This is a genomic window from Xenorhabdus hominickii (genome assembly GCF_002632725.1).
Classification (GTDB): Bacteria; Pseudomonadota; Gammaproteobacteria; order Enterobacterales; family Enterobacteriaceae; genus Xenorhabdus; species Xenorhabdus hominickii.
In genome coordinates this window covers 1,047,320-1,073,469 of the sequence record NZ_NJAI01000001.1, presented here as the reverse complement: position 1 = coordinate 1,073,469, position 26,150 = coordinate 1,047,320, and the positions used below count along the sequence as shown (strand labels likewise).

The 26,150-nt window shown below is 45.4% G+C and carries 20 protein-coding genes and 1 pseudogene; 9 read left to right on the top strand and 12 right to left on the bottom strand.

Annotated elements, in window-relative coordinates:
• Positions 1–4 precede the first annotated feature (4 nt).
• The 12 genes from vasI to tssB are packed head-to-tail and all read right to left on the bottom strand — an operon-like array spanning position 5 to position 13,437.
• A complete protein-coding gene (gene vasI, locus Xhom_RS04785; protein WP_069317634.1) occupies positions 5–673 on the bottom strand; it encodes a type VI secretion system-associated protein VasI in 669 nt (222 codons plus the stop codon).
• Positions 670–1,467: a Fis family transcriptional regulator gene (locus Xhom_RS04780; protein ID WP_069317633.1), complete on the bottom strand. Its 798-nt coding sequence runs from the start codon at positions 1,465–1,467 to the stop codon at positions 670–672. The genes vasI and Xhom_RS04780 overlap by 4 nt, the downstream gene beginning before the upstream one ends.
• Positions 1,467–4,130 (bottom strand): type VI secretion system ATPase TssH, encoded by a 2,664-nt coding sequence (tssH, locus tag Xhom_RS04775; protein ID WP_418384943.1) that lies wholly within the window; start codon positions 4,128–4,130, stop codon positions 1,467–1,469. The genes Xhom_RS04780 and tssH overlap by 1 nt, the downstream gene beginning before the upstream one ends.
• Positions 4,131–4,184: 54 nt before the next feature.
• Complete coding sequence (gene icmH / locus Xhom_RS04770; protein WP_069317631.1) at positions 4,185–4,952, bottom strand: type IVB secretion system protein IcmH/DotU; 768 nt, start codon at positions 4,950–4,952, stop codon at positions 4,185–4,187.
• A 2-nt stretch (positions 4,953–4,954) separates the two neighbouring features.
• Positions 4,955–6,307 carry a type VI secretion system baseplate subunit TssK gene (tssK, locus tag Xhom_RS04765; RefSeq protein WP_069317630.1) on the bottom strand — a complete coding sequence of 451 codons (1,353 nt, stop codon included), beginning with the start codon at positions 6,305–6,307 and terminating at the stop codon, positions 4,955–4,957.
• A 2-nt stretch (positions 6,308–6,309) separates the two neighbouring features.
• On the bottom strand, positions 6,310–6,864 hold the full coding sequence (gene tssJ / locus Xhom_RS04760) for a type VI secretion system lipoprotein TssJ (protein ID WP_069317629.1): 555 nt from the start codon (positions 6,862–6,864) through the stop codon (positions 6,310–6,312).
• On the bottom strand, positions 6,848–8,143 hold the full coding sequence (tagH, locus tag Xhom_RS04755) for a type VI secretion system-associated FHA domain protein TagH (protein ID WP_069317628.1): 1,296 nt from the start codon (positions 8,141–8,143) through the stop codon (positions 6,848–6,850). Before tagH ends, tssJ begins: the two co-directional genes overlap by 17 nt.
• Positions 8,144–8,148: 5 nt before the next feature.
• Positions 8,149–9,201 (bottom strand): type VI secretion system baseplate subunit TssG, encoded by a 1,053-nt coding sequence (gene tssG / locus Xhom_RS04750; RefSeq protein ID WP_069317627.1) that lies wholly within the window; start codon positions 9,199–9,201, stop codon positions 8,149–8,151.
• Entirely contained in the window at positions 9,165–10,997 is a 1,833-nt protein-coding gene (gene tssF, locus Xhom_RS04745) for a type VI secretion system baseplate subunit TssF (protein WP_069317626.1), read from the bottom strand. The genes tssG and tssF overlap by 37 nt, the downstream gene beginning before the upstream one ends.
• Positions 10,998–11,438: a type VI secretion system baseplate subunit TssE gene (tssE, locus tag Xhom_RS04740; protein ID WP_069317625.1), complete on the bottom strand. Its 441-nt coding sequence runs from the start codon at positions 11,436–11,438 to the stop codon at positions 10,998–11,000.
• A gap of 2 nt (positions 11,439–11,440) precedes the next feature.
• Positions 11,441–12,919, bottom strand: a complete 1,479-nt coding sequence (gene tssC / locus Xhom_RS04735; RefSeq protein WP_069317624.1) for a type VI secretion system contractile sheath large subunit — start codon at positions 12,917–12,919, stop codon at positions 11,441–11,443.
• Positions 12,920–12,939: 20 nt separating this feature from the next.
• Complete coding sequence (tssB, locus tag Xhom_RS04730; protein WP_069317623.1) at positions 12,940–13,437, bottom strand: type VI secretion system contractile sheath small subunit; 498 nt, start codon at positions 13,435–13,437, stop codon at positions 12,940–12,942.
• A gap of 915 nt (positions 13,438–14,352) precedes the next feature.
• Between tssB and Xhom_RS04725 the strand changes: the two genes are divergently transcribed.
• The 9 genes and pseudogenes from Xhom_RS04725 (at position 14,353) to alkB (ending at position 25,957) form a co-directional block, all read left to right on the top strand.
• A complete protein-coding gene (locus tag Xhom_RS04725) occupies positions 14,353–14,871 on the top strand; it encodes an Hcp family type VI secretion system effector (RefSeq protein ID WP_069317622.1) in 519 nt (172 codons plus the stop codon).
• A gap of 703 nt (positions 14,872–15,574) precedes the next feature.
• Positions 15,575–17,260 carry a ShlB/FhaC/HecB family hemolysin secretion/activation protein gene (locus tag Xhom_RS04720; protein ID WP_069317621.1) on the top strand — a complete coding sequence of 562 codons (1,686 nt, stop codon included), beginning with the start codon at positions 15,575–15,577 and terminating at the stop codon, positions 17,258–17,260.
• A gap of 97 nt (positions 17,261–17,357) precedes the next feature.
• Entirely contained in the window at positions 17,358–21,767 is a 4,410-nt protein-coding gene (locus Xhom_RS04715; RefSeq protein ID WP_069317620.1) for a hemagglutinin repeat-containing protein, read from the top strand.
• A gap of 288 nt (positions 21,768–22,055) precedes the next feature.
• The gene (gene yhjD, locus Xhom_RS04710) at positions 22,056–23,033 is read left to right on the top strand and encodes an inner membrane protein YhjD (RefSeq protein WP_069317619.1); all 978 of its coding nucleotides are present in this window, start codon (positions 22,056–22,058) and stop codon (positions 23,031–23,033) included.
• An 89-nt stretch (positions 23,034–23,122) separates the two neighbouring features.
• Positions 23,123–23,329, top strand: coding sequence for a 2-hydroxymuconate tautomerase family protein (locus tag Xhom_RS04705; RefSeq protein WP_069317618.1), 207 nt, complete (start codon positions 23,123–23,125; stop codon positions 23,327–23,329).
• 111 nt (positions 23,330–23,440) lie between these two features.
• Positions 23,441–23,647 (top strand): annotated as a pseudogene (locus tag Xhom_RS04700) (IS1/IS1595 family N-terminal zinc-binding domain-containing protein); the annotation flags it as partial.
• Between the two features lie 166 nt (positions 23,648–23,813).
• Positions 23,814–24,878 (top strand): bifunctional DNA-binding transcriptional regulator/O6-methylguanine-DNA methyltransferase Ada, encoded by a 1,065-nt coding sequence (ada, locus tag Xhom_RS04695; protein ID WP_069317616.1) that lies wholly within the window; start codon positions 23,814–23,816, stop codon positions 24,876–24,878.
• A 215-nt stretch (positions 24,879–25,093) separates the two neighbouring features.
• Positions 25,094–25,207, top strand: a complete 114-nt coding sequence (locus Xhom_RS26970; protein ID WP_198148717.1) for a hypothetical protein — start codon at positions 25,094–25,096, stop codon at positions 25,205–25,207.
• A gap of 81 nt (positions 25,208–25,288) precedes the next feature.
• Positions 25,289–25,957 carry a DNA oxidative demethylase AlkB gene (alkB, locus tag Xhom_RS04690; protein WP_069317615.1) on the top strand — a complete coding sequence of 223 codons (669 nt, stop codon included), beginning with the start codon at positions 25,289–25,291 and terminating at the stop codon, positions 25,955–25,957.
• Positions 25,958–26,150: the final 193 nt, after the last annotated feature.

The window sequence follows — 26,150 nt, the reverse complement described above, 5'->3', positions numbered from 1 at the left end:
TCGATCACCAACGGCAAGCAGCACGTAATGGCTTCGCTGCCTGCTCCAACTGAGAAATGTTAAAGGTTATCTGACCACCATTGCTGCCTGTAATGGTCATCCGCTCGCTTCCCATCAGGCGCTTGATTTCCTCAATGCCCGGCAAGCCACGACTGGATTCCCATAAATAACCGTGCTCCCGCACGAACCACTCGGTGCGATACTGAGCTTTGTCCGTTTCCACGGTGACATCTCCTGTTTCAACGGGTTTAGGCAATGCCACTTGCAAACGGGTTATACTGTCAATGCAACTCAGCATTAATATGGGACGAGGAGGTGCAACCCCAAGCGCAGGTGTGGTCAGAAGGATCGGGCCCGTGCCATTTTCTCCCTGTGTCATCATGAAGCCGGTGGAATAATCCGTGCGCTTCATCTCCTGTTCCATCGCCTGCCGCCATGATGTCCCCATATTTTCGAGCGGGATTGCTACTGTTTTGAACTTGAGGTTATTCAACGCCTTGTCATAACACGCCAGCCGGATAAGGGGAGACGGTTCAAATAGGCATTTTTGCAGTTCATCTAAATTTTGCTCTTCCTTTACCGTAATCTCTTGCGTTGGTTCCACCACCTCCGCAAGCTTGGGATTCCCTGCCAATGATGCGAGCAATGAACTGATAATTAAAATAATATTCATAATCTACACCCGTATTTAGCCAATTTATAAACCAACGTCCGCTGGGCAATTCCCAGGCTCTGCGCAATCAATCTGGTGTCATTGCCAAACTGACGCTGACGTTGAACCAACACGGCGCTTTCAAATTCTTCTATGGCCTTTGGCAGATTATCGATATGACTGTAATCCACGGAGATACGGCTTGTTGCCGCTGAGTTTTTTGATTCACTCAGGGAAGCAAGCAGTTCATCCAGTTGTTTTTCTTTCTGGCGTTGAACCTGAAATACTTGACGAATTTGGCGTAACTGCCCACGCAGTTGTTCGAGTTCCTGCAACTTTTTCAGGCGATGCTGCATGACGTGGCAATAGATGCCAAACATGTTTTCATTGTTGGTAAAATAGCTGACATTTTCGGCAAAAATGGCAATCACACCACAAGCCTGTCCGTTGCAGTCAAACAGGGGAATGCCGTACAACCCGCAGTTATGTGGCAACTCCGCAATAAAGGTGCGGAAATGCAGATCGTCAATGCGCGCCCCGTGATTAAGGGATTTCCAAACGGTTGGCGTTCCCTTGCGCAGTACCTGTATCAACGGATTATTGACGTCATCGATATCCACATTCAGCCGACGTGAACTGGTTTGGTCCACGTCCGGTAAGTTGTAGCATTCCAACCTGTTTTCATGGATGTTCAGCAGGAAAACCAACAGGGCATCAAAACGCGGGCTTTGGCTGACCAATAAAAAGTGGTCAACCAGTTTTTCTATAGTGTCATCTTCCAATAACGCTAACGCGCTTTTCAGCCGCTGTTTCATTATTCCGCCTCCTCAACCTCAGCATGGAACTCGTGTTCTACGACGGTTAAACGAATGGCACTGATTGGTGTACCCGCAGCCATTTTCTGCAACAACAGCAAGGAAACCGGCGGTAACAGTGCACCATCAATGATGGACTCCAACATACGGGCACCATTTTCCGCACGAGTTGCACGTAACAGGATCTCTTCCGATACTTCATCGCTGATAGTGACTTCTGCGTTGAAACGTTGAGTCAGCAGTGTATCCAGTCGAGCCAACTTACCCTGAATGATGGTTTTCAGTGTCTCATGGCCCAGAGGCAAATAAGGAATGACTTCCATACGAGCCAGTAGCGCAGGTTTGAAGAATGCCGCCAGTTCTGGATAGAGCTGGTCATTAATTTGATCCGGCTGTTCGGCATAATCGACGATGGTCTGATAGCCCAGGTTAGAAGTCAGGAAGAACACGACATTTTTACAGTCGATGATGCGCCCTTCTCCATCGGCCAGCTCCCCTTTGTCGAAAGCCTGATAGAACAGGTTCAACACATCAGGGTGTGCTTTTTCCACTTCATCCAGCAACACAACAGAATACGGTTTCTGGCGGATGGCTTCGGTCAGCACACCACCTTCGCCATAACCCACATAACCCGGAGGAGAACCAATCAGGCGTGAAACGGTATGTTTTTCCTGAAACTCCGACATGTTGATGGTGGTAAGGTATTGGCGGCCACCAAACATCAGTTCAGCAATTTGCAAAACGGTTTCAGTTTTACCGACACCACTTGGCCCCACCAGCAGGAATGCTCCCAGAGGACGCCCCGGACGACGCAAATCTGCACGGGCGGTCAACAGGTGTTTATGCAAACACTGGATCGCAATGTCCTGCCCTTTGATGCTTTGTCCAAGATGAGTTGGCAGTTCCGTAACAATCGAGAGTTCGCTCTGTGACAAGCGGTTCAACGGAACGCCAGTCCACTCAGCGATTACCGAAGCTATCTGGGTTTTGTCCACATGCGGGGAAACCAGTGTTTGCTTCTGCTGTAATTCCGCCAACTGTGCATTGAGCACCGCCATTTTTTCGATTAAAGACTGTTCGTCATGGATAGCGGGTTCGTTTTCAGCCGTCTCTTCCGCAGTCTCGTCTACAGTTTCGTCCGTAGTCTCTTCCGCAATATCATCAGCTACGGTATCGGCTGTTTCGGCTACCACATCAGACAGCAATTGGCGGCGCAATTCGATGATCTGTTTCACCAGCTCCTGTTGCTGCTGCCAACTCCTTTCCAGTGCGGTGAGTTGTTCCTGAACCTCTTTTTGCTGGATTTGCAGTTCTTCCAATCTCTCTACATGGACGTTCAGTCCCATGCGTTGCTCCCTTTCCAGCACGTCGATTTCCATTTGCATCTGGTGCAGTTCGGTGGTCAGCGAAGAGACCTGGCGTGGTGGCGATGTCAGGTTAATGGCAACGCGGGCACAAGCGGTATCCAGTACGTCAATGGCTTTGTCTGGCAGTTGGCGACCAGATAGGTAACGGTCACTCAATACCGCCGAGGATTTCAGTGCTTCATCATCGATCAATACGCCATGAGCCTGCTCGTAGATGGCACGCAAGCCACGCATGATAACGGTTGCTTCGTCCGCAGTCGGTTCAGAGACTTTCACTAGCTGAAAACGACGAGATAAAGCTGCGTCTTTTTCGAAGTATTTTTTGTACTCGCTCCATGTCGTCGCAGCGATAGTTTTGAGTTCACCGCGAGCCAGAGCAGGTTTCAGCAGGTTGGAGATATCCAATCCACCAGCTTGGTTACCCGCACCGATCAGCGTGTGAGCTTCATCGATAAACAGGATAATGGGTTTTGATGACTGAGTGATTTCAGCCATGATGCCTTTGAAACGTTTTTCAAATTCACCTTTAACCGCAGCCCCTGCTTGTAACGCTCCCAAATCCAGTGTCATCAACTCACTGTTGCGCAATTTGTCTGGTACGCGATCGTTAATGATACGCAGTGCCAAACCTTCAATCAGGGCACTTTTACCGACTCCGGCCTCACCCACAACGATGGGGTTGTTTTTGCGGCGGCGACACAGGATATCGATCATCAAGTCAATTTCTTTGTCACGGCACAACACCGGATCAAGCTTGCCCTGACGTGCTTGCTCAGTCATATTTTGGGCAAAACGAGCCAGCAGGCTGTCGTTGTTTGCCGGATGTACACCCTCATGCCCCTCTTTGTCACTGACGCTAAAAGGTTGTTCGGCAGAGCCATTTGTCCACTCAGAAAAGTTTTGACGCAGTAATTCGCGGTTGATACCTGCCAACAAGCGGGCGGTTTGTGGCGCCAAATAACGCAGCGGGCTGAACAGCAACGCAATCAGCAAAACACCACTGCGCAACTCGCTGTGCTGCATTTCGGTAGAAGCCAGCAACCAACTATCCTGCAACCACTCCACCAGCATTGGGGAGAAATTTGGGTAACTCTGCACGATAGATTGATGATGGGTCATCACCTGATCGAGTTGCTCTTTCAGCAGATCTTTATCGATGTCTACTTTATTTAGGATCAATCGCACATCACTGAGTGGTGTATCGATCATTTGAAGCAGCAGTTGCGCAACGGTAATTTCAGGCTGTTGCTGACTGACACAAGATGCCGCCGCCGCTTCCAGTGCATGGCGGGTCATCGGGTTTAAACGATTTACAAGAGTGGGCAGATCAATCTGGATCATGACGACTTCCTATCTCAATAAGTTACTTAGCTGCTTTAATATGTCTTGGGTCTGATCACCGAGGCGGATGGCATAGAAGCTGTAAATAGCAATCAGCAATCCCGCACTGATACAGAACAGGTGCTTAATGGTCCACCGTCTGCTAAGGCGATAACGCGCATCACTCTCGTTGATGTTGACATAAAGTGTGGTCGGCGGAGCCTCACCACGCAGTGAGTGAAGCAGTTGCTGCAAGCGACGGAACAGGCGCTCAAAATCATCACTTTTTTGGGTGCTGACTTTGTAGCGTCCTCGATAACCCAAGCACAGGCAGAGGTAAATGAACTCCAGCAGGTGCTGGTAGCGCTGGGCCTCTCCCATCAGGCGTTCGAGCAATACAAAGACTTTCTCACCTCCCCAAGTTTCATTGTGGAAGTGCACCAGCAGCGATTGTTTCAACCAGCCATTTTGACTGTTCCAGCCGTGCCCCAACGCGGTTTCATCAATGAAGGTGCACAGTACGTAACGAAATGAAACAATCGCGCCGGGTTCATAACCCTTGTTTTGCAGAAACTGCTCAACGGCTCGAATATCAGTAACAACCTGTTGGTAAAGCTTTTCTGGCAGTGCCTGATCACTCATATCCTGCAAACGCAGAACCATCCCCAATAAAGGGGTGGCTGCATCGATCATTGGGTTGAGACTTTCACCACGCAACGGTAGCTGGTACTGGCGCTGAAACATCTTCAACGTTTCAGATTTTTCCAGCGACAGACTGTCAACATTGATATCACTCATGATTATTCCTTACCGCCCCTAATAGCCCAGAGCTGCATATCTAAATCAGGGAAATCCCCTGATACGTGGAACGCGATGGAATTTCCTTGCTGGATTTCTTTCCATGCCGGGCTCTTCTGATCCAGACGGAAATAGGTATATCCAGAGTGATACGGCAACTGGCGAGGTGCAGCGGAGAGTGGGATCAGTGGTACACCCGGCAACTGGACGCTGACCAGATCGCGTATTCTTTCCATCGAAGTGACTTTGGTTTGCTGAACAAACTGGCGACGCAACTGCTCCTGCGGCGTGCTGGCGCTGATTGCCAGAACAAATTCGGCCTTACGCAGCAGATCGTTGTCGTGGAGTGTTGCCACACGAATGCCACCTTCGTTCTGTTTCAGTGCAATGGAAGTCGCTCGTGGTGTCAGTACGACGTTCAATGCATCACGAATCGCGTGCATCGCGTCTTGGAAAGTGTCTGTCAGGTTATTGTGATCATAAGCCAGTACATTTCCCGGCAGGCGGCTGGCATCGGTGAAAGTTCTCAGCTCACCGCAAGTCTGGAGCAGCTCGGTATATAAATGCAGTGGGTGCAGAACGGTCTGTTTTGCATAATGATTGAACAAAGGTTGAACACGGTTCAGCAATTGCAGCATCATAAATTCAGCCACATCGGCAACGCCTTGCTGTCCCGGTGAACCAATACGTTTCGCTAATGTTCTGGAGCGCTCAGTCAATAAGCCATCGATCTCCACCATGAAGCGCTTTAGCTTGTCAGCCACAAAAATCGACAGGCAGGTCGGAATAAATTCGTTATCCAGAACAATGGTGCCATCTTTCTGTTTTTCTTTGATGCGACACAATGGAATGGCGGTATAGGCACTCATGTCATCAGAGCCTTGCATCAAGACAGGTGTCAATTGGGCAAGGTTGAGTACAAAGGCATCGCCACCTTTGGTATGCAGGTCACGAATATCACTGGACAGTTCCCGATAGCGTACCGCACTTTGAGTTTCTGCATCCCGATCAGCAATTTCACGAATAGTGTCACTGGACATTGGCAGAGCCAGATAGATATCTTTGCTTTTCAGGTCATTGATGTTTTCGATATCCAGCGGTTTTGGCAGTAAATCTTGGCTCGGTGCAGAAAAGATGGTGCCATCCGACATAATGCCACTGGCTTCGGTGATCCCAATACGCCCCAATTTGAGCAAATCATCATTGATACTCAAGGAGCTGAAACCATGAGCATAAGGAGTCAAAACTGAAACAAGGCTATGTGCCAGATAATCAATATGCTTTTGTTGTTGTTGAAAATGTTGTGGTTTGATGAATAATCCTTCGTGCCAAATCACCCGATTTTTACCCGGCATGATTACTCCTCCTCTTTTCTAAGTTCGACGTCGTTATTTCTGACATGCACCAAGATGTTGTAATGGCGGCCGATGTCTTTTACCCGGATGATCTTTTTCCACTCAGATTGATTTGCATCTGCATAGTGAACGATGACACCGATATAGCGGTTCTTCTTTTCCAATACGATTGTTTCCAGTGGCTTGTATTGCCCCGGCAACAGGGTGTAATCCTGATGATCGATGTAATTTTTCCCCAGCGCCTTTTCGAGCTTGTCGCTTTCAAGCTGGTCATAATCAGCAGCCAAAAAACGTGAATCTTCACTGAGGTAAACCAGATTCATTTCAACAGGGGCCGCTTCACCACTTTCGTTGGGGTTGATGTTGGGTTCAGCGAGCAATGTAATGTTGGCAGTCGAGGCTTGTTGATCCGGTGTTCCTACTGGCGTGGAAGGATCCCAGATAACTTGTCCTACTTTCTTGGTTGCATTCCATGCACTGCTACAGCCGTTCAGCAACATCACTGACAGCAATAAAATCCCTACAGACCATGTGCGATGACTACCGGAACGATTCATTGTTGGAGTCCTCTAAGCCCTGACGCAATGCGCGGTCATAGGCTTGCTCATACACCTCACGGAATAACTTCTCGAACCCTTGCTGACGGCTGGAAGCTAATTCGCGGTAATAGTTGGTGTACATTTCCCACGCCCAAGAGGCGTCTTTATTCTTGACTTCATTACTGCGGCGGTAATGTGAGAAGCGGCGAAGCAACTGCTCTGGGGAAAAGGCGTCCAGCATGGTATCCAGTGCCGCAGAGATGGCAACACGGTTGGCCTGATAGTGCAGTTGAAGGTTATGCAGACTCTCAGAAACTGCCGCTGGCGCAGATAAATGAACCGGACTTTTCTCATCAGAGAACATCACCTGCATGGTCGTGCCGTAGTCCATATTCAGGCGCAATGGGTTATCTTCGATAGGACGGAGTTGTTTATCACGCAGCCCATGTTGTTCGCGCTGGAGAGCCAATAACCCTTCAATGGCGGCTTTCATGGTCCTACCCATCTCTTCCAGAAAATCGTTGGCTTGCTGGCTGTTATGCAAAGGCAACCGTGCATTCAGACCACGCATAAGAGGGGTAATGGCGACATGATCAACATCCATATCTTCATACTGCCTATCGGAAGCGATATCCGGTAAATCAAGGAACTCCTGATCCATAACACTGCCTCGGTTATCAGAAATAGGGTTAGCAAATGGGGGGGATTGGTAATGATCCGGTGGCAGAAGCTGTTCAGTATCATCAGCTTCAACCTGCGGCTTCAGGGTGGTCAGATTTTCGCTATCGAGTACCCTGAGTGGATCATCACTAAAACGGTTCGATACCGTCGGAGCAATACCATCATCTTGGATAAACACAGATTTTTGCAGCGGAACACCTTCCATCATGGCATCCAGCGGATTACTGTAACTTGAAACCAATGATTCAGGCGATACCGTTGACGGATCAACACGATCCGCTTCAGAAAAACTGATGTGGATCTTGATAGACAGATTGCCCACCTTGATTTGATCACCTTGCTGCAAACGGATCAGACTCGACTGGGGTGTCAGCGTTGCGTTGTTGATTTGCACTGACTCCGCCAACACTTGCAGACAAAACGCCCCATCATGCCACTTAATGGCGAATTGAGATGGATGGATGTTTCCCTGCTGATCCTGCACAGACCAAAGGTGGCTTTCACTGCTACCGACTGTACCGCCCTGTGCCGAAAACTGGCAGTTAGCAGCTTTACCACTTTCCAACTGCTCACTGTTAAGAACCCGCAATGAAAGGGTTGGTTGATGTTTTTCCATGGTCGTTATTCCATAACTGAAATTGTGACAGAGGGTTTCTTCTCCGGTTCGCCGAGAAAACTGGTCCACCCCAGATGATTATTCTGCTTCGCGCCCAACACCATGCCGCTAACTTGCTTTTCTGCCAGACCAAGACGTAGTTCCCATGCAAATTGGCTACGCATGACGAAAGAAATAAACATCACTAATGGCAGATAATTTTTTCCATCCGGAAGAAATGACAGGAAACGATCACGTGTCAGGTTATTGATGCTGAGCAAAAACTTCCCGCTGTAATCCCCAACCCATGAGCCGATAGTGAAGTTATGTCCCAATACAGACAGTTCGGTATCGCCGATTTTTTGTCCTTTATTGGTGCCACCCAAACGGTTCTGCTGATCTTGCGGGATCGTCACTTTTCTGAACTGCCAACCATGCAGAGTGACATCCTGCAAATCAAAACAGTGTGAAACGAGGCTGCATATCACTTCCGGTGAACGACCGGGGCTTGCCAGCAGTCCGGCATACGCCAGCATTTTGCTGTGATTGATGTTCAGCATTCGGCGGTTAACATCACTGCCTAAACCGACGAGAGAAAACATGCGCTGGGAAAAGTTATCCTCTCCCCCTTTCTTGAAGCAGATGTAATAGCGGTACTTCCGCCAAATCTGATGCAGGAGCGTAATTAAGCGATGGTTGAAGAGATTAAGAAAATCCGTCAGGCGATTTTCTCCCTGAGCGTCTTCCCATGCCAGTGAATCCAAATAGTAACCCGGCATCGGAGACTGGCTACCGTGCAATCCCATAAAGGAAACTTCCAGCTCGAAGAATCCCCGTTTGGACTGCGCGAGTGAAATGACGTCACGAGTCGGGAATGCCAAACTGGCACTGGATCGGAAACGGATGGATTCCCGATCGGGACGATCGGTCTCTCCGGTTTTCTCCCACGCTACCGCGAGCTGGTTCAGTAATTCAACCAACTGGTAAAAGTTATACTGGGAGATGTCCAATGCCATCGGAGTGGCAGAACCCTGCTCAGTGATTACATCAACGAGTGTTGACCTATCTGTACCGGCCATTCATAACATTCCTGATTATCTAAATTGATTACCTTCAACATATGAAAAGCGTTGACGCTGGCATACAGTGAGAAAAACCGTGATAGAACCGTACTGAACAGATAAAGCTCGCCTTCTGAACTGAATGCCTGCTGGCGGACATACAGCGTTGATCGCAATCCGCGCACAGGCTGCCCGCGGAACAGACGATCGGTCGGTTCTGTCTCAATCTTTTCAATAGCATCGAGCCGTTTCTGCGATGAGCGTTTGGACTGCCGATTATGGATACTCGGGAAATCGTAAGTACGCAGTACTTGTTTCAGTGCGTCCTTCTCCAGCAATGACATATAGTTCAGCGACATATTTGACAACAGTGACCAATGCAGACCACCATCCAACAGAGGATAGAGCGGGACTGACGGTCGCGTAATATTGTGGAATGTCGCAAACGACGGGCTGCCGATGGAGGGGTAATTAATGTCGCCAACACGCAACTCTAGCGGCAATTCACGGTTGGTACAGGTCAATCTGATAGAAACATTCTCTTTCAGTTTGAGTCTGAGCAAACTTGATTCATCTCCCCGTACAAATGAGATGAAATGTTCCAGCCCCCGACGGAAAGGAGATTCTTTCACCCGAAGACGGTAATAACGCATTGAGTGTTCATCTTCGTTATCAATCTGATGATTGAAACTTTCAAACGGGGTATAAACTCGTTCGCCAATACGCGCACGACTACGTTCACCATTTTCCCCCGTCAGCCAGCTTTCTACGCCATCAACAGAGAAAATATCGTAGTTGTCCGGGAAGCTGTAACTGGCTTTCAATGGATACTCGGTCTGGCTGCCATTGAGTTCAATCGCTTCACTATCCATTGGGAACAGGTTGATTGCCGGCGTACAGTGCAGACGGAAGGTATCATGGCGAATCTTCGCTTCCGGTGGCAAAGCTTGAGAAAAGTGTAAATTCAGTTTGAAATCTTTGGTCTTGAGGTCTTCAGGCAGTTCAGGTAATCCCTTCACATCGAAGAACAAGAAGCTTTCTGCGAAGCAGAAATATTCCTGCAAGATGCGATACCCCATATAAGCGTTTTTAGGGTACGGCAACAATGCATCTTCCCGCTCAAATCCCACAGGCACAAAATCAAAATCAGGCAGAGGGATGACTTTATCGCCTACCACCAATTCTGCTTTTCTGAAGTAATAGCAGAGCCAGAAATAAAGTTGGGAAGTGGTATAATCATCACCGCTCAGATAAAAGCGCAGCTTATCCAATTCCAATTCATGCAGGTTCAGCTCGGTTTTAGACGCGAAATTCAGGCCGATAATCCCGTGTTCATTACTGTTATTGACGGAAATGTCACGGATCGACAGCGGAAAAAGCCAGACATCACGGCAGAGCGTGAAGATACAGCGGCCATGCTCGTCTTTTTTACCACCCGATTTTTCGTTCGAATAAATATCATCATGAGTTGACAGCGTCTGGCTCATAATTTGCGTGCCACGCTTGACCTGCGTCGCTTTCGTCACCACGCTCTCATCTGGCGTATACTCAATGATGGTCATGCTTGGGGTTGGACGCAAATAGTTCGGCCAAAGCATATTGAGCAGCCCGTGAGTCAATTCAGGGAACTGATCATCAAGTTTTGCCCGCAGATTACCGGTCAGGAATGCAAAACCTTCAAGCAAACGCTCAACGTCTGGATCAGAGCCTTGCTCTGATAGAAATGCGGCAAGATGAGGACGCTCAACTGCGGCTTCTTTCCCCAGTTGTCGCAGATAGTTCAACTCATCTCTGAAATATTTTTCAAATGACATTTATTGAGTTCGCTCCAGGCAATAGCGCCGGTTGTTATCCAACTGGATGTTGAATTCCACAAGATCGTTGATATCATCCAGAGAGATTTCAGCGCTGATATGAAAGCTCAACAGCAACGGATCTGAGTCATCATTGATGGCACTGACAGAAACCGCTGATATTCTCGGCTCATAATTTCTGATGCACTCTTCAATCGCCCATTCAATACTTTGCTTGAAATCCACCGATGTCGCGGTCGCGTCATTAAGATCAATAACACCCAATTCAATGGCACTTTGGCAGGCACCGGGCCGGGAATTCAGCACTTCATTCAAATGCTTCTTGATAGAATCAAGTAGTGCACGCATCCTTGACTGACGGGAAGAGCCGGAGCTCTTCCCTTGAATGCGCTCGAACAGACTGGCAGAGCTGCCTCTGTTCCAACTGTACAGCGCAGCCATGATTATTCCTTATCTAAACGTCCGACCAGAGACAGTTCGAAGCTCGCACCCATGTACTTGAAGTGTGGGCGAACCTGCATCGCAACCTGGTACCAACCTGGATCGCCTTCCACATCCAGAACCTTGATTTCAGCGGCACGCAGAGGACGACGGCTACGAACGTCAGTTGGTGGGTTTTCCTGATCAGCAATGTACTGTTTCAGCCACATATTCAGTTCACGCTCCAGATCCTGACGCTCTTTCCAAGAGCCGATCTGTTCACGTTGCAACACTTTGATGTAGTGAGCCAGACGGTTGATGATGAACATGTAAGGAAGCTGAGTACCCAACTTGTAGTTGGTTTCCGCCATTTTTCCTTCACGGGTATTTGGGAAAATTTTTGGCTTCTGAACAGAGTTTGCAGAGAAGAATGCTGCGTTATCGCTGCCTTTACGCATGGTCAGGGTGATGAAACCTTCTTCTGCCAGTTCAAATTCACGACGGTCAGTGATCAGAACTTCAGTTGGGATCTTCGCCTGAACCTGGCCCATTGCTTCGTACAGATGAACAGGCAGATCGTTCACGGAACCACCACTCTGTGGGCCGATGATGTTTGGACACCAACGATATTTAGCGAAGCTGTCAGTCAGGCAGCTCGCCAGCAGGTACGCCGTGTTACCCCACAGGTAATGTTCGTGATCGCGGCTAACATTTTCCTGATAGTTGAAGTTCTTGATTGGGTTTTCAACATTAGAATAAGGCAGACGCAACAAGAAACGTGGCGCAGTCAAACCTAAGTAACGTGAATCTTCAGATTCGCGCAGTGCACGCCATTTAGTGTGAGAAGGGCCTTCGAAGACTGATTTCAGATCCTTGATGACCGGCAGGTCGGTAAAGCTGTTAACACCGAAGAATTCAGGTGAAACAGAAGACAGGAATGGCGCATGAGCCATTGCACCTACTGTACTAACATACTGCATCAGTTTCATGTCAGGTGAGGTATTTTTGAACGCATAGTTACCGATGACAGCAGCAACAGGTTCACCACCGAACTGACCATAACCCGCAGAGTAAACGTGTTTGTAGAAACCAGATTGAATAATTTCAGGAGAGAATTCAAAATCTTCCAACAGTTCATCTTTAGTGGCATGGATGATGTTGATTTTGATGTTTTCACGGAAATCAGTGCGATCCACCAGCATTTTCAATGAACGCCAGGAAGATTCCAATTCTTGGAATTGCGTAGCGTGCAGAATTGCATCCATCTGCTCACTCAGCTTTTTATCCAGCTCAACGATCATTTTATCAACGAGAAGTTTGTTGATAGGTTCTTCGTTAGAGCCTGTATCCAAAATGCTGCCAATGAATGCGGCAACACCTTGCTTAGCAATGTAATAGCCGTCATTTTCCGGAGTCATTCTTGCCTGAGACATAATCTCATCAAGCAAGGAGGTCGTTGCGCCAGAAGCAATAGCTGTGCTGTTTTCTTCGTGCTGAGCCATTTAAAAATTCCTTTAACCAGTTATTTTTTATTGACGATTTCAAGTTCTTTCAGAAGTTGCTCACGAACGGATTCATCATCCAGCAGTGACTGCAAGCGAGAACGAAATGCTGGAATATTTCCCAATGGGCCTTTTAATGCAACTAATGCCTCACGAAGTTCGAGAAGTTTATTTAATTCAGGCACTTTCTTCGCGACATTATCTGGCGAAAAATCACTCAGCGATTTGATATCCAAATTAACGGACAGGTCGTCTTCACTTTTTTCATCGAGGCGGTTAGGAACGTTAAACGTCAGGTTGATGTTCGCTTCATTCATTACGGCATTAAAGTTGTTCTTATTGATAGAAACTGTTTGCCGTTCTTCAATTGGCGTATCTTCTTGCTTTCCTTTCAAGTCACCAACAACCAGAAGATTCATAGGTAATTCAACTTCTGCGGTCTGGTCACCGGTATTAGGAACATATTTAATATTAATTCTTTCTTTTGGAGCTACGCTACCCGGACTATTCTTACTCATATTTGAATCCTTTGGCTAATACAACCATGAACTGTCTAACAACCCATTATTGGTGAGAGAATGATTCCAATTTTTATCCATATAACAAATACAGAAGTTTCCCCTAAAAAAATAGGTTAAGAAAGACAAGCGTATTTGTAGTTATAAATAGTTTTATATCAACATATTATTAAATAATCAGATATATCCTATCCAATCGTGGAAATAACACCGATATGAAAAATCGTCAAGTTCGAGTTTGACATTTTATTTTTTTGATGTAAAGCCAAAACACAAATTGATAAACCCCTCTATTCAAGCTTTTAATCTTATTATGTCAACCTATGGCAAATTATAATTGATTCACTCTCATAAAATAGAGAAAAATTTGGTTTTACTCTTTCTAAGAGTAGGTATACCAATTACCTTTCAATTATCTAAAAAAGAATAACCCATTTTCATTTGAATAAATAATAACCTGAAAAATATATCTTATAATTACAGTCAATATTATTTTTTATTTTATTTTGACTAATTTTACACCATTACTAACCGAGTTATTCCTGATTTTTTGATCCAGTTAACATTTTTTGCATGATCATAGAAAATATTTAATTAAAAATTAAAAAACCATTAAATATCAACATGATAATATAAATCAAAAACAAGGGATTATTTTTTAAACAGCTAAATCAGCTTATTGTTTATAAAAAACCCGCTTTAAATTTCATAACAGCAATGATTATAAAATTTATATTTGTCATTGAAGTAGAGCACGAGTTGCTTTTTCCAAATGGCTTTGCATTAGACAATTTCCGCTTTATTATTCGCTCCGAGTGTTTGGCAAGCGATGATTTCATTTTATTAACAAATGGAATTATCACGCAAGGAATGAACACTTACACTTATATTGGTAAATTTTTATAGGATATTCATATGCCAACTCCATGTTATATTTCCATCAATGGTAAAACTCAGGGCCATATTACTGCTGGCGCATTCACTGCTGAATCCGTAGGTAATATCTTTGTTCAAGGTCACGAAGACGAAATGCTGGTTCAAGAATTTGACCACATCGTAACTGTTCCGACTGACCCACAGTCAGGACAGCCTTCTGGCCAGCGTGCACATAAGCCATTCCGCTTTACCGTTGCATTAAATAAAGCAGTTCCTCTGCTTTACAACGCACTGGCATCTGGCGAAATGCTGCCGACTGTAGAATTGAAATGGTACCGTACTTCAATCGAAGGTAAACAAGAGCATTTCTTCTCTACTAAACTGGTAGATGCAACTATCGTTGATATCGACTGCAAAATGCCACACTGCCAAGATCCAGCAAAAGCAGAATTCACTCAGTTAATTCGCGTTTCTCTTTCTTATCGTAAGATTGAGTGGGAACACACTACTGCGGGTACTTCTGGTGCTGACGACTGGCGCGCACCAATTGTTGCTTAATATCTTATTTATTAAATATTAAGTAATAATCATTCAGCCAATGAATAATATTCATTGGCTGAATTTATTAATAATCTCTTAAATCCCCGTCAATTTGTTTTATTCCCTATTTTTCTCTTTCATATTTGATTTTCTGAATCTTTCTCGTTGTCAGATTTTTATATAGTGATTATTTTTATAATGAATAAAGACGAATAAATTCATAATTACCTGAGTAATTAATACACAGAAGACAATTTGATTTAAAGTTCGATTTATCTCATATCACATTAATGAACAACGTCCAAAGTCCTTTATCTCTCTCTTAACTTTCTTAATGACCATGTGTTCTCATTGATAATAATGATGCATCTACAAGTATCATTCGCTTCATCAATGTTTTGATGGGGGAAATTTCAAATAAAAAAGTACAGGCCGAAACAAAATATTTAATTTGCATTCAGCCGAATGTTTGAATTTTAGTTAGCTCGAAATTAAATTTAACTTATCTATCAATAGCTAAGCAAATCCTAACTAAAATGAATAATCATAATTCACTAAAGTAAATATATAAATAATAATAACAAGTTGTAACAAAGCAGCTCTGTTAATCAGTGCAAAATAAAATATTTTCTATGTTCTAATGCTCGATTAATAAACGGGAATGTTTAAACCTAACCCAACACGATACATTCCTCATCAACTATTTCATTTGAGTATCTCTATGATTAAAAGGATGGCAATTCTTATCTTATTGTGTACCTCACATCAGGTAAACGCATCACCTGATGTGATTAGTCCTACTTTCCCTACCGAAGAAACAAGAAGAACCTTGCAGGACAGCTCAAGGGAAATAGACCAATTAATTGAAGAACGCCGCCATCAAAGGTTAATCAATCGCTCTGACAATATTGCACCACAAACCGTTTCTCCGGTACTGGTAGATACACCGCCTTGTTTGGCTATCAGCGGTGTGTATCTTCAGGGTATTACCCTGCTCTCTCTGAGTGATTTGAATACGCTCAGCGCACTACCCGATAACTGCATCACCAGCAACGATATCAATAAGCTGTCAGCAGAAATCACTAATCTTTATATTGCCAAAGGCTATATCACAGCACGGGGGCAATTTATTTCCCCTAATCTTAATGGTGAGCTGGGGATCAACGTTGTTGAAGGTTTCGTTGAAGCAATTGAAGGAGGTGATCGATGGGTCAATATTCAGACGCTGTTTCCAAACCTGACGGACAAGCCGCTCAACCTGAATAAACTTGATCAAGGGCTGGATCAGGCCAATCGTCTGCAATCAAACAAAACAACGCTCGATATTCTTCCCGGTACGGTCAATGGTGGTTCTATCATCAGGCTGAAAAATCAACACTCCCCCCCGTGGAGACTCACCACGACAACCGATAATTATGGGCAGAAAAGCACAGGAAAATGGATAACCCGACTCAATACCAGCGTTGACAGCCCTCTGGGATTGTCTGACTTTGTTAGCCTCAGCGGGAGCAGTACTGTTGATAAACCCGATACTCAATACAATCGCGGCTATACCCTGTTCTATTCAATTCCTTACGGAGCGGTAACTGTCAGCGGATTTAACAGCTATTCCCAATATACCAGCCATCCATATTTGCAGACAGGTTCGCACAAACTATACGGGACTTCACAACAAACCGGCATGCGCACTGATTGGGGGTTTCATCGCAATCAATACCAGATTGATACCTTATATGCCCAATTGGTTTACAAGAATTACAACAACTATTTTAAGGATGCCAGAATCTCCGTCAGCAGCCAGACATTGAGTATACTCGAACTGGGCATTAACCATTTGCAACTGATCCCTGCGGGATTAGTCTCCTTTGATCTGAGCGTTGAACGCGGAATGCCGTGGTTTGGGGCTCAGACCACAACGGCAGCTCTGGATAAGCAATTTACCAAAGGGAAGTTATCAGCCAATTTACAACAGCGTTTCACACTCTTCGGCAGGTCTTACCGATTCCATAGCCAATTTTATGCTCAGTACAGCCAAGGCGGGCTGCCGGGTGTTGAATGGTTGAATATCACTGACCGTAACGCCGTGCGAGGATTCGGCACAAATGTGTCATCAGGTGATATTGGTTGGTATCTGCGCAATACGCTATCCCATACGATCCCTATTTCCAACGGTTCACTTTCCCTGCATACCGGTCTGGATGTCGGCCGGGTTAAAGGCTATAGCGGCATTCAAGATGACTGGAAAAGCAGCGCAGGATTAAGTGCCGGCCTGACACTGCGCTATCAGCAACTGTTTGCGGATATTGAAGTCAGCCGAGGCAAATCTCTCTCTCATAACCATCATAACAATAGCAACAACACGGATGATTCTATGCAACTGTTAACCCGCTTTTCTTACACTTTTTAGTTTTTGAATTATTTGAAATTTTTCAATCGTAGCTAATTGGGTACCTCACCCAAAGGACGCTGCATATGGCAATAAAAAAGTAAATAAAGGTAATAATATGAAGAGTAAAATATTCCGGTTATCTCCTACAGGAAAACTCGCCGCATCCATGGCAATTATCCTGACAACCTGCTCAGTTAGTTTTGCCAATGGCATTACCCCCGCAGGTGATGCTGTCCACCGCCCAGATGTCACCCTCGCAGATAACGGAGCGACAGTGGTGAACATCGTTGCACCTTCCGAATCAGGGTTATCACATAATCAATATCAAGATTTCAACGTTAACCAAATGGGAGCGGTATTAAACAATTCTTTGGAGGATGGAGCTTCTCAACTGGCAGGGCAATTGTCTGCCAACAGTAATCTGAATGGTCAGACCGCCACTGTGATCTTAAATGAGGTGATTAGCCGTAATCCGTCATTCTTGCTCGGCAAGCAGGAAGTGTTTGGTATGGCCGCCGATTATGTGTTGGCAAACCCCAACGGAATCACCTGCAACGGTTGTGGCTTTATCAATACCAATCAGGCATCACTGGTTGTCGGTAACCCGCTAGTGGAAAATGGTGTTCTGCAAAAATTCAACACATTTGACAACCAAAATGCCCTGAATATCAGAAACAATGGCTTATCCCATAATGATGTCCTAAATCTGATTTCCCCAAAAATCAACAGTGATGGCCAGATAATTACGCCAAAAAACCTCAATATCACAACGGGCAATAACCAGATTTCAGCCGATGGCAAAATTTTGGCTTCACAGCAAACAAACGTTGGTGCACTCGATAGCTATTATCTAGGCAGTATGCAGGCCGGGCGTATTCGTCTGCTGAACACAGCGGAAGGAAGCGGGGTCAATTTGCAGGGCAGCATGACTGCAAATAATAGTATTGATATTGAGTCACACGGAGATGTGTTGTTGGAAGCAGCGATGCTGAAAGGTGGAGATATTACCTTGAAGGGTAATAACGTGCTGTCTCAGGGACGCCTGCATCAGTCCTCATCCAACAACACAGGTAGCAATAATCACCAAAGCACGTTCAGTGGCATTCATATTGAACAAACACAAATCAGTGAATCCGTTGCCCGTACCCAACTGACGGGCAAAAACATCACGCTGGTTGCCAAACAAAACAATAAAGTGATGGCAACCGATATTGAAGGCGATAATGTCAAACTGACCGGAGCCAATCTGAAACTGGATGGACAAAATCTTCACCAACTTGATCGCAATATCAACAATCGATGGAGACTGCCTTCGCAGTATGATGTCACCAACGAGAGTGAAGAATATCAGCAAGAAGGCAATACCATTAACGCCCGTGAAAATGTTAATTTGACTGCCAGCGAAGGTAATGCAGAAGTCCTTGGCAGCAAGATCAATGCCGGCAAGCAATTATCCATCTCCGCACAAAAAGATGTAAAACTGTCGATACTGGTAGAATCAGAAAAAACCGTCGAGAAGGGTTACAAGAAGAACTATGGTGCGGCATTGCAAACCGGGCACTGGAACAAAGTCAATACCACTCAAAGGAGTGTCAATAACGAGTTGCGCTCAGGTGGAGATTTAGGCATCAATGCGGGTGGAAATGCTGACATTATCGGTACTCATATTCACTCTGGCAAAAACTTGATTGTCTCTGCGGGCAAGCAAGCCAATATTACTGTTCAATCCCTCGTCAATGATCAAACTCTTGATAAGGATAAAACCTATTGGGGCGGACTTGGTGGTGGCAGCAAGAGGAATAATCTCGATAAAACAGAAACTCATCATATCTCTGAAGTGACAGCAGAAGGCCATTTGCTGCTGGCTGGTATGAATGGCGTCACCATTACAGGCAGTAAAGTCAAAGCTCAAAAAGGTGCCTATGTTGAAGCCAATGATGGATACTTGACCATCGATAATGCTGTTAGCCACACCTATAAAGAAAAAGATGAAAGGAAGGGAACACTCTTCAACATCACCAAAAATACCAACCAAGAACAAAACCAACAGCAAAAATCTTCTGGCAGTTATTTAATTTCCGATACCGACCTGAAATTACTCGCCAATAAAGATATCAATATCATCGGCAGTCTGGCAAAAAGCGCTGATGAACTACAACTGAACACGTCAGGAAATATCAATATCCTGAACTACGGCGAACAAAATCAGTTCCAACAGGAAAAAACCAACCTTGATTGGTTGCACTACGCTAAAGAGATGAAAGATAAACAATACCGTGCTGGCGTCGGTTTCGAGCACACGCTCAATAAACAGAAAAATGAGAGTACGAGTCAACAATCATCAGAATTGAATAGTGGTAGCCTCACTGTAAATGCGGGCAAAAATGTCACTGTAACAGGCTCCAAGATAGTGACCACTCAGGGCGATGCAAAAATCTCCGGAGATAACATTGCCTTGTTGACCAGTGAAAATCAGACATCCACATCAACCTCACAAGAAAAATTGCGTAGCGCAGTATTTGTCACTGGAGGCATGGACAGGATCGGTAACGGAGTTGAAGGAAATTACGACAATAATGGTCAATCCAAATACCAAACAACCGCCGCAGTGACAAAAACCCAAATCACAGGCAATCTTGATCTGAAGGCCATGGGCGAATTGAAGCAGCAAGGCACTGATCATCAAATACAGGGTACCTATCACGCCAATGCAGGCCGCATTAAGAATGTGGCAACAACTAACACAGAATCCAGCTCTACAGATCAATTACAGGTAGGCGGTGAAATCAGCGGTACAGCCGACTACAGTGCAACGACCCGTCCCGTGGAAAAAACGGCTAAGGCTGCCACAGAAAAGAAACTGGATACTGCCATCACAAAAACCGGACTCCCGAATGCAGGAATTGAACTGGCGATGAATGGCAACAGCCATTACACCAATAATCATAAATCCGATGCGGTAGTGACTTCCGTTAAAGCTGGCGATATCAAGGTCACAACGAATGGCGATGTTTATGATCAAGGCACACAATACCAAGCCAATAAAGGCAGTGTATCACTGACCGCTGGCAGCCACACCAGCGAAGCCGCCTTCAACCAGCAGAATAGCCATACGTCTAACACCACAGGAAATGCCAGTTTGCGCGTCTATACCACGACGGGCGCAGATATTTCCGTCAATGGCAAAGGCAGCGGCAGCCATCAGGAAACTTCCCACAACAATACCAGTGCTGTCACCAGCGGTATCAATGCACACAACGGCATTGATATCCAAGTCACCCGTGATGCCCGCTATCAAGGCACATCAATGAATGCGGGCAAAGGCACTGCCAACGTGGGTGCGGGTAGCAATATCCAGTTTAATCAGGCCACTAACCGTAACGAGCAGCAAACCAATGGCTATAATGGGGAAATCTCACTGACAGTAGGAACCAACCCTGATGGCAAGAATTTCAGTGGTAGTCTCGGTGGCGGTTATAACACTAACAATCAGAACAACACCACAGCTCAAACCAGTACCATCACAGGCGGGCAAGGTGTCAACCTGAATGCAGGCAATAACTTGGCATTACAGGGTACAAACGTTTCTGGCAAACAGGTAGATTTAACAGCTCAGCGTGGAAAAATCGACCTGACTTCGGCTCAGGATACCTCTGATGCCAATGGTTGGAATTTCGGTGCCAAAGCTAAAGGCGGCATGTCATCCCAAGCCCGCACTGATAAAGGTGGAGATAGTGCTGGTGGAAACACTGTAAACGTCGATGCTGCAACGGACAATACAGATAACCGCATCATTGACAACAAATATAACATTGGCGGTGAAGTGAAATTCGGGGTCAATCGTCTGGAGCAAATTACTCACCGTAACACTCATATTTCTGGCGGCCACACCACATTGACCAGTGCGGGCGATACTTCTCTCAAAGGCGCTAATGTGACTGCAGATCAAGTAAGCGGTAATGTCGGCGGTAATTTCAATGTTGAAAGCCGGAAAGACAGCACCTACAGCTTGAATGCAGGTCTGGATGCCGGCTTAGGTTATAGCAAAACGGTCAAAGGTGACGACCCAGCTAAATTGGTCACACCGACCATAGAAACTACTGATGCCAAACCCGGTGAGGAAGCACCGGGGCTGAAAGAACAACTGACAGCCGCTTTCAAAGGGTTCAATGGCAAACTGAAAGGCAATTACGACACTCTCGATCGGGAAGCCGTAGGTAAGCAATCAACCTTGAACGGTACCCAAGGGGTTAATCTGGATATCTCAGGTAGAACGTATTTAGTGGGCAGCAAAATTGACAGCACACAAGGAGCAGTATCAATAAATAACCAGCAAATTGATCAACATTCTGTAACGGGATACGACAAAAGCAGAAACATGAGCGTTAACCTGCCAGACTCTATTCTTGGTCTTGCTGCTACCATGCAACAGGATGTTTTCTCTGGCAAGGCTCCTTTTGTGAAAAATGAGCACCACGCTACAGAACTTCCCACAATCCACAGTGAAATTAAGGGGCGTCAATAAGATTGATCATCGTAATCTGTGATTGATCTTCTATACCCAATAGGTTTCATAAAAGATAAAGGGTATATACGGTAGCCAGCCATACGGCTACCGTACTTTCCTCTCCACAAGATTGTCAGCACGCAATTTTCACATCCCTTGCCTTATTGCCTTTTCTATTTTGCCTGTTACTCTTTTTTCCCATACATATGTAGCACTTGAATTTTAATGGCATGAATTTCAGAACAAGAGATTCATCGCCGCCACACAATAAGCAACATCAAGCACGACCAGATTTAAGGGGATGTAATGCCAAGTGACCTTAAAAAAAAGGGACAACCCAAGCCGGAAAAAAACCGTACATCGCTAGAGAAAGGACTTTATAGCAGTAAAAAAGCGCTTTCCATGACGATCCGTATTGGCAATACCATCCGCCGTATTCCTTTTATTGCCCATTTGATACGAGCTGCCCAACGTTTCAACGACCGGATGGGGAGCCAATTTGGCGCCGCGATCACCTACTTCTCCTTTTTGTCCCTGATCCCAATCCTGATGCTCTCTTTTGCCATTGCGGGTTTTGTGCTGGCTTCCAATCCTGATTTGCTGGCCCGTTTGATCAATGGCATCGCCAATAACATCAATGACCCCGCTTTGGCTAACACACTGAAAAACAGCGTTGATACTGCCGTTAATCAAAGAACGACTGTAGGATTGACTGGTCTGGCAATCGCACTCTATTCAGGTGTGAACTGGGTCGGCAATTTACGCGAGGCCATCCTCGCCCAATCCCGTGATGTTTGGGAACGTAACCATGAGGATAAGGAAAAAATCTACTTTCAGTATATTCGCGATTTTTTCTCTCTATTCGGTCTTCTTTTTGCGTTGGTAATGACCCTTTCGCTGACTTCCATCGCAGGCTCTGCCCAAGCTACCATCGTTCATGCGCTCGGATTAGAAGGCATCGAATGGCTCCGTCCCGCATGGACATCAATTGGCATGACAATTTCCATTGCTGCCAATTATTTGTTATTCCTATGGATATTTTGGATATTACCTCGCCACCGACCTGAGCGACGAGCCTTGTTCAAGGGAACATTAATGGCGGCTATCGGATTTGAAATCATCAAATCTATCATGACGATGATGCTGCCACGCCTTGCCAGCTCCCCTTCCGGAGCGGCTTTCGGTTCAGTCATTGGCTTGATGGCGTTCTTCTACTTCTTTGCCCGTCTGACCCTGTTTTGTGCAGCATGGATCGCCACCGCAGAAGAGAAGGAATCAGAGTAAATACCCATATATCAAGCATACACATATCAATAGTAAGACTGTTTTTTGCTGTACCTACTTGTCATATAACAACCAAAAAGGAGTCATTTATGCCATTTGTGAACATCAAAATTACCCGTGAAGGCGCAACCGCTGAGCAGAAAAAACAACTGATTGAAGGTGCAACCCAGCTGCTGGTGGATGTACTTGGGAAAAACCCTGCAACAACCTTTGTGATCATTGATGAAGTAGAAACGGATAACTGGGGAATTGGGGGTAAAAACGTGACAGAGCTTAGGGCCGTTGCAAAAAAATAAGCTGGAGATTTCAGAATAGTAATTAAGGGCGGGTTTAACCGCCCTTTTTAATCTTTATCTTTCGGGGGTCATGAAACTTGATATTCTTGTGTTTTTTAGTGGAGCCATCCTATGACTGTGACGATAGAAGTTGTTTGCCGATATTGTGGTCAAACCGAACCTGTACGTAAACACGGGACAGGTAAAGCAGGCTTCCCTCGCTATTATTGCAAAGATTGCCAGAAAACCTTTCAACTTAACTATCGTTACAATGGTCATAAACCGGACACAAAAGAAAAAATCATTAATATGGCAGTGAATGACTCTGGTGTAAGAGACAAGGTCTTGTAATGGTGTTCTTCAAAATCAGGATAAGCTTTCAGGACAAGTTGGTGTTAATTTTTTAAAGAATTAAAAAAGCAAAAGTCGGAGTGTTTTTTCAATCACCTTCTACCAATATGTCAGTATCCCTATGCTCATAAACTAATCTTCACAGGTGATACATATGAGTAAAAAAAATTTATGGACAACCAATGATAAACGTTGGCAAGCCATCATTGAACGCAATAAAGATGCTGATAACCATTTCGTATACGCCGTACGTACCACAGGAATATATTGTGTACCATCCGGTACTGCCCGCCTTCCAAAACGGGAGAATGTGATATTTTTTGACAACGGAAAAGACGCCGAACAACAAGGTTTTCGTCCAAGTAAACGTCTGCGTGATCATCAATCAGAGCAGGAAGCCAGTTATCTTACCAAAATAGCGGAAGCATGCCGTTACATAGAGCAAAACGAAGGTTATGTCACGCTGGAGCATCTTGCTAATCACGTAGGAATGAGTGCGTTTCATTTCCACAGACTATTCAAAGCGAGGATGGGATTGACACCAAAAACCTACGCTAATGCCCACCGCGGTCAGTGTTTGCGGGATAATTTAGAGCAAACCAACAGCGTTACCGAAGCCATTTTAGACGCAGTCTTCAATTCCAGTAGCCGATTCTATGAAATCTCATCCGATTTATTGGGGATGACGCCAAAAATCTGGCGCACGGGAGGGAAAGGGATGCAAATTTATTTTGCACTAGGCGTTTGTTCATTGGGGCATATTTTAGTGGCTCAAAGTAAAAAAGGCATTTGCGCTATTTTGCTGGGAAATGACCCAAATAAACTCCTTCAAGATCTACAAGATAAATTCCCACAGGCAGAATTTATCGGCGGTGACCCTCAATTTGAGCAACTCATTGCCCAAGTTGTCGGATTTATCGAGACACCAAAAATTGGATTGAAACTACCATTGGACATTCGTGGTACCGCTTTCCAACAGCGCGTCTGGCTCGCTTTGCGAGAAATTCCAGTGGGTACAACCGTTAGCTACGCCAAAATCGCTGAACGTATCGGCTCGCCAAAAGCCATACGTGCCGTTGCCAGTGCATGTGCTGCTAATATACTGGCGGTAGCTATCCCATGCCACCGCGTCGTCAGAAATAACGGTGCCTTATCTGGGTATCGTTGGGGGGTTGAGCGCAAGCGTGAACTGTTAGCCCGAGAGGCAAAAACACGATGAATGCAACAGTTGATATCCCCATCGGATAATGAACATAAGCTGGGAAGATGCCATCGAACAGTTAAATATCTCCGGCTACACCCATTTGAGCCGAATTCTAACGGAGTATGAAGTGATGCACTGGCAGCTTTGTACCCGAAAAATGAGTTATTTCGTAGTCACATCCATCCAACACAGCATAATTTTGGCAAAGATTTCAGTGGTGAGAATTTGTAATGACCGAACAACGACCACATATGCAAGCGCATCCGATGGTACTCAACTTGAAAAAAAGGGAAACGGTTATTTTTACTGTACGTCGCCGGAAACAAAAGCGTTTATCGCGTTAATATACATCATGGTGTCAGTCAAATATACCTCGGGTAACGCCATACTTTAGGTATTGTTTTTCACGATGCACGGTGACAGTGATGATAGAAGATTTATTTGCAAACGATGACAGTATCATTCGTCAATGGCAAGAGCAGTTAGCAAAGGATGCTGTTGTTTTGCGTGGTTTTGCTTATGGCGAAGCGCAAGCATTATTGCAGCACATCGCGAAGATCGCTGAAAAAGCCTCCTTTCGCCATTTTGTTACCCCAAACGGACATATTATGTCAGTCGGCATGACCAACTGTGGCACTCTTGGCTGGACAAGCAATAAACAAGGGTATTGCTATACCAAAACTGATCCGCTGTCAGGTCAAATATGGCCTCAAATGCCAAAGGCGTTCCAGCAAATCGCTCAACAAGCGGCCAGTCATGCAGGATTTACTGATTTCACCCCAGATGCTTGTCTAATCAATCGCTACCATCCTGGTTCCCGTTTGGCTTTACACCAAGATAAAGACGAAATAGACCTCTCTCAACCCATTGTATCCGTCTCTTTAGGATTATCGGCTACTTTTTTATTTGGTGGTCTACAACGTGAACATCCGTGTCAGCGCGTTATACTCACTCATGGCGATGTCATCGTATGGGGCGGAGATTCTCGCCTGCGTTATCACGGCGTACTCCCACTAAAAGACGGGAAAGTTCCTTGGCCATTACAAGACAGCGTTCGTTATAACCTAACATTCCGGCGGGTTTCTCTGCCTTAAAAGATTAATCGGAAAAATAAGATATACGGCAGGATCAATATGGCATTTCACATATCGATTTTCAAAGGCAAAGAAAATGAACAGAGTGTGTAAATTAACCCGAATTCTGGATAAGAAATTGACGAGAAGCCTGTTCCCGGAGCAAAGTTTTGGTGCACACCGAAAACAACTCCGAGGGGGAACAGGCTATGGA

Coding starts and splice junctions, on each gene's coding strand:
- vasI (WP_069317634.1), bottom strand. CDS start 673: ATGAATATTATTTTAATTATCAGTTCATTGCTCGCATCATTGGCAGGG.
- Xhom_RS04780 (WP_069317633.1), bottom strand. CDS start 1,467: ATGAAACAGCGGCTGAAAAGCGCGTTAGCGTTATTGGAAGATGACACT.
- tssH (WP_418384943.1), bottom strand. CDS start 4,130: ATGACCCGCCATGCACTGGAAGCGGCGGCGGCATCTTGTGTCAGTCAG.
- icmH (WP_069317631.1), bottom strand. CDS start 4,952: ATGAGTGATATCAATGTTGACAGTCTGTCGCTGGAAAAATCTGAAACG.
- tssK (WP_069317630.1), bottom strand. CDS start 6,307: ATGCCGGGTAAAAATCGGGTGATTTGGCACGAAGGATTATTCATCAAA.
- tssJ (WP_069317629.1), bottom strand. CDS start 6,864: ATGAATCGTTCCGGTAGTCATCGCACATGGTCTGTAGGGATTTTATTG.
- tagH (WP_069317628.1), bottom strand. CDS start 8,143: ATGGAAAAACATCAACCAACCCTTTCATTGCGGGTTCTTAACAGTGAG.
- tssG (WP_069317627.1), bottom strand. CDS start 9,201: ATGGCCGGTACAGATAGGTCAACACTCGTTGATGTAATCACTGAGCAG.
- tssF (WP_069317626.1), bottom strand. CDS start 10,997: ATGTCATTTGAAAAATATTTCAGAGATGAGTTGAACTATCTGCGACAA.
- tssE (WP_069317625.1), bottom strand. CDS start 11,438: ATGGCTGCGCTGTACAGTTGGAACAGAGGCAGCTCTGCCAGTCTGTTC.
- tssC (WP_069317624.1), bottom strand. CDS start 12,919: ATGGCTCAGCACGAAGAAAACAGCACAGCTATTGCTTCTGGCGCAACG.
- tssB (WP_069317623.1), bottom strand. CDS start 13,437: ATGAGTAAGAATAGTCCGGGTAGCGTAGCTCCAAAAGAAAGAATTAAT.
- Xhom_RS04725 (WP_069317622.1), top strand. CDS start 14,353: ATGCCAACTCCATGTTATATTTCCATCAATGGTAAAACTCAGGGCCAT.
- Xhom_RS04720 (WP_069317621.1), top strand. CDS start 15,575: ATGATTAAAAGGATGGCAATTCTTATCTTATTGTGTACCTCACATCAG.
- Xhom_RS04715 (WP_069317620.1), top strand. CDS start 17,358: ATGAAGAGTAAAATATTCCGGTTATCTCCTACAGGAAAACTCGCCGCA.
- yhjD (WP_069317619.1), top strand. CDS start 22,056: ATGCCAAGTGACCTTAAAAAAAAGGGACAACCCAAGCCGGAAAAAAAC.
- Xhom_RS04705 (WP_069317618.1), top strand. CDS start 23,123: ATGCCATTTGTGAACATCAAAATTACCCGTGAAGGCGCAACCGCTGAG.
- ada (WP_069317616.1), top strand. CDS start 23,814: ATGAGTAAAAAAAATTTATGGACAACCAATGATAAACGTTGGCAAGCC.
- Xhom_RS26970 (WP_198148717.1), top strand. CDS start 25,094: ATGACCGAACAACGACCACATATGCAAGCGCATCCGATGGTACTCAAC.
- alkB (WP_069317615.1), top strand. CDS start 25,289: ATGATAGAAGATTTATTTGCAAACGATGACAGTATCATTCGTCAATGG.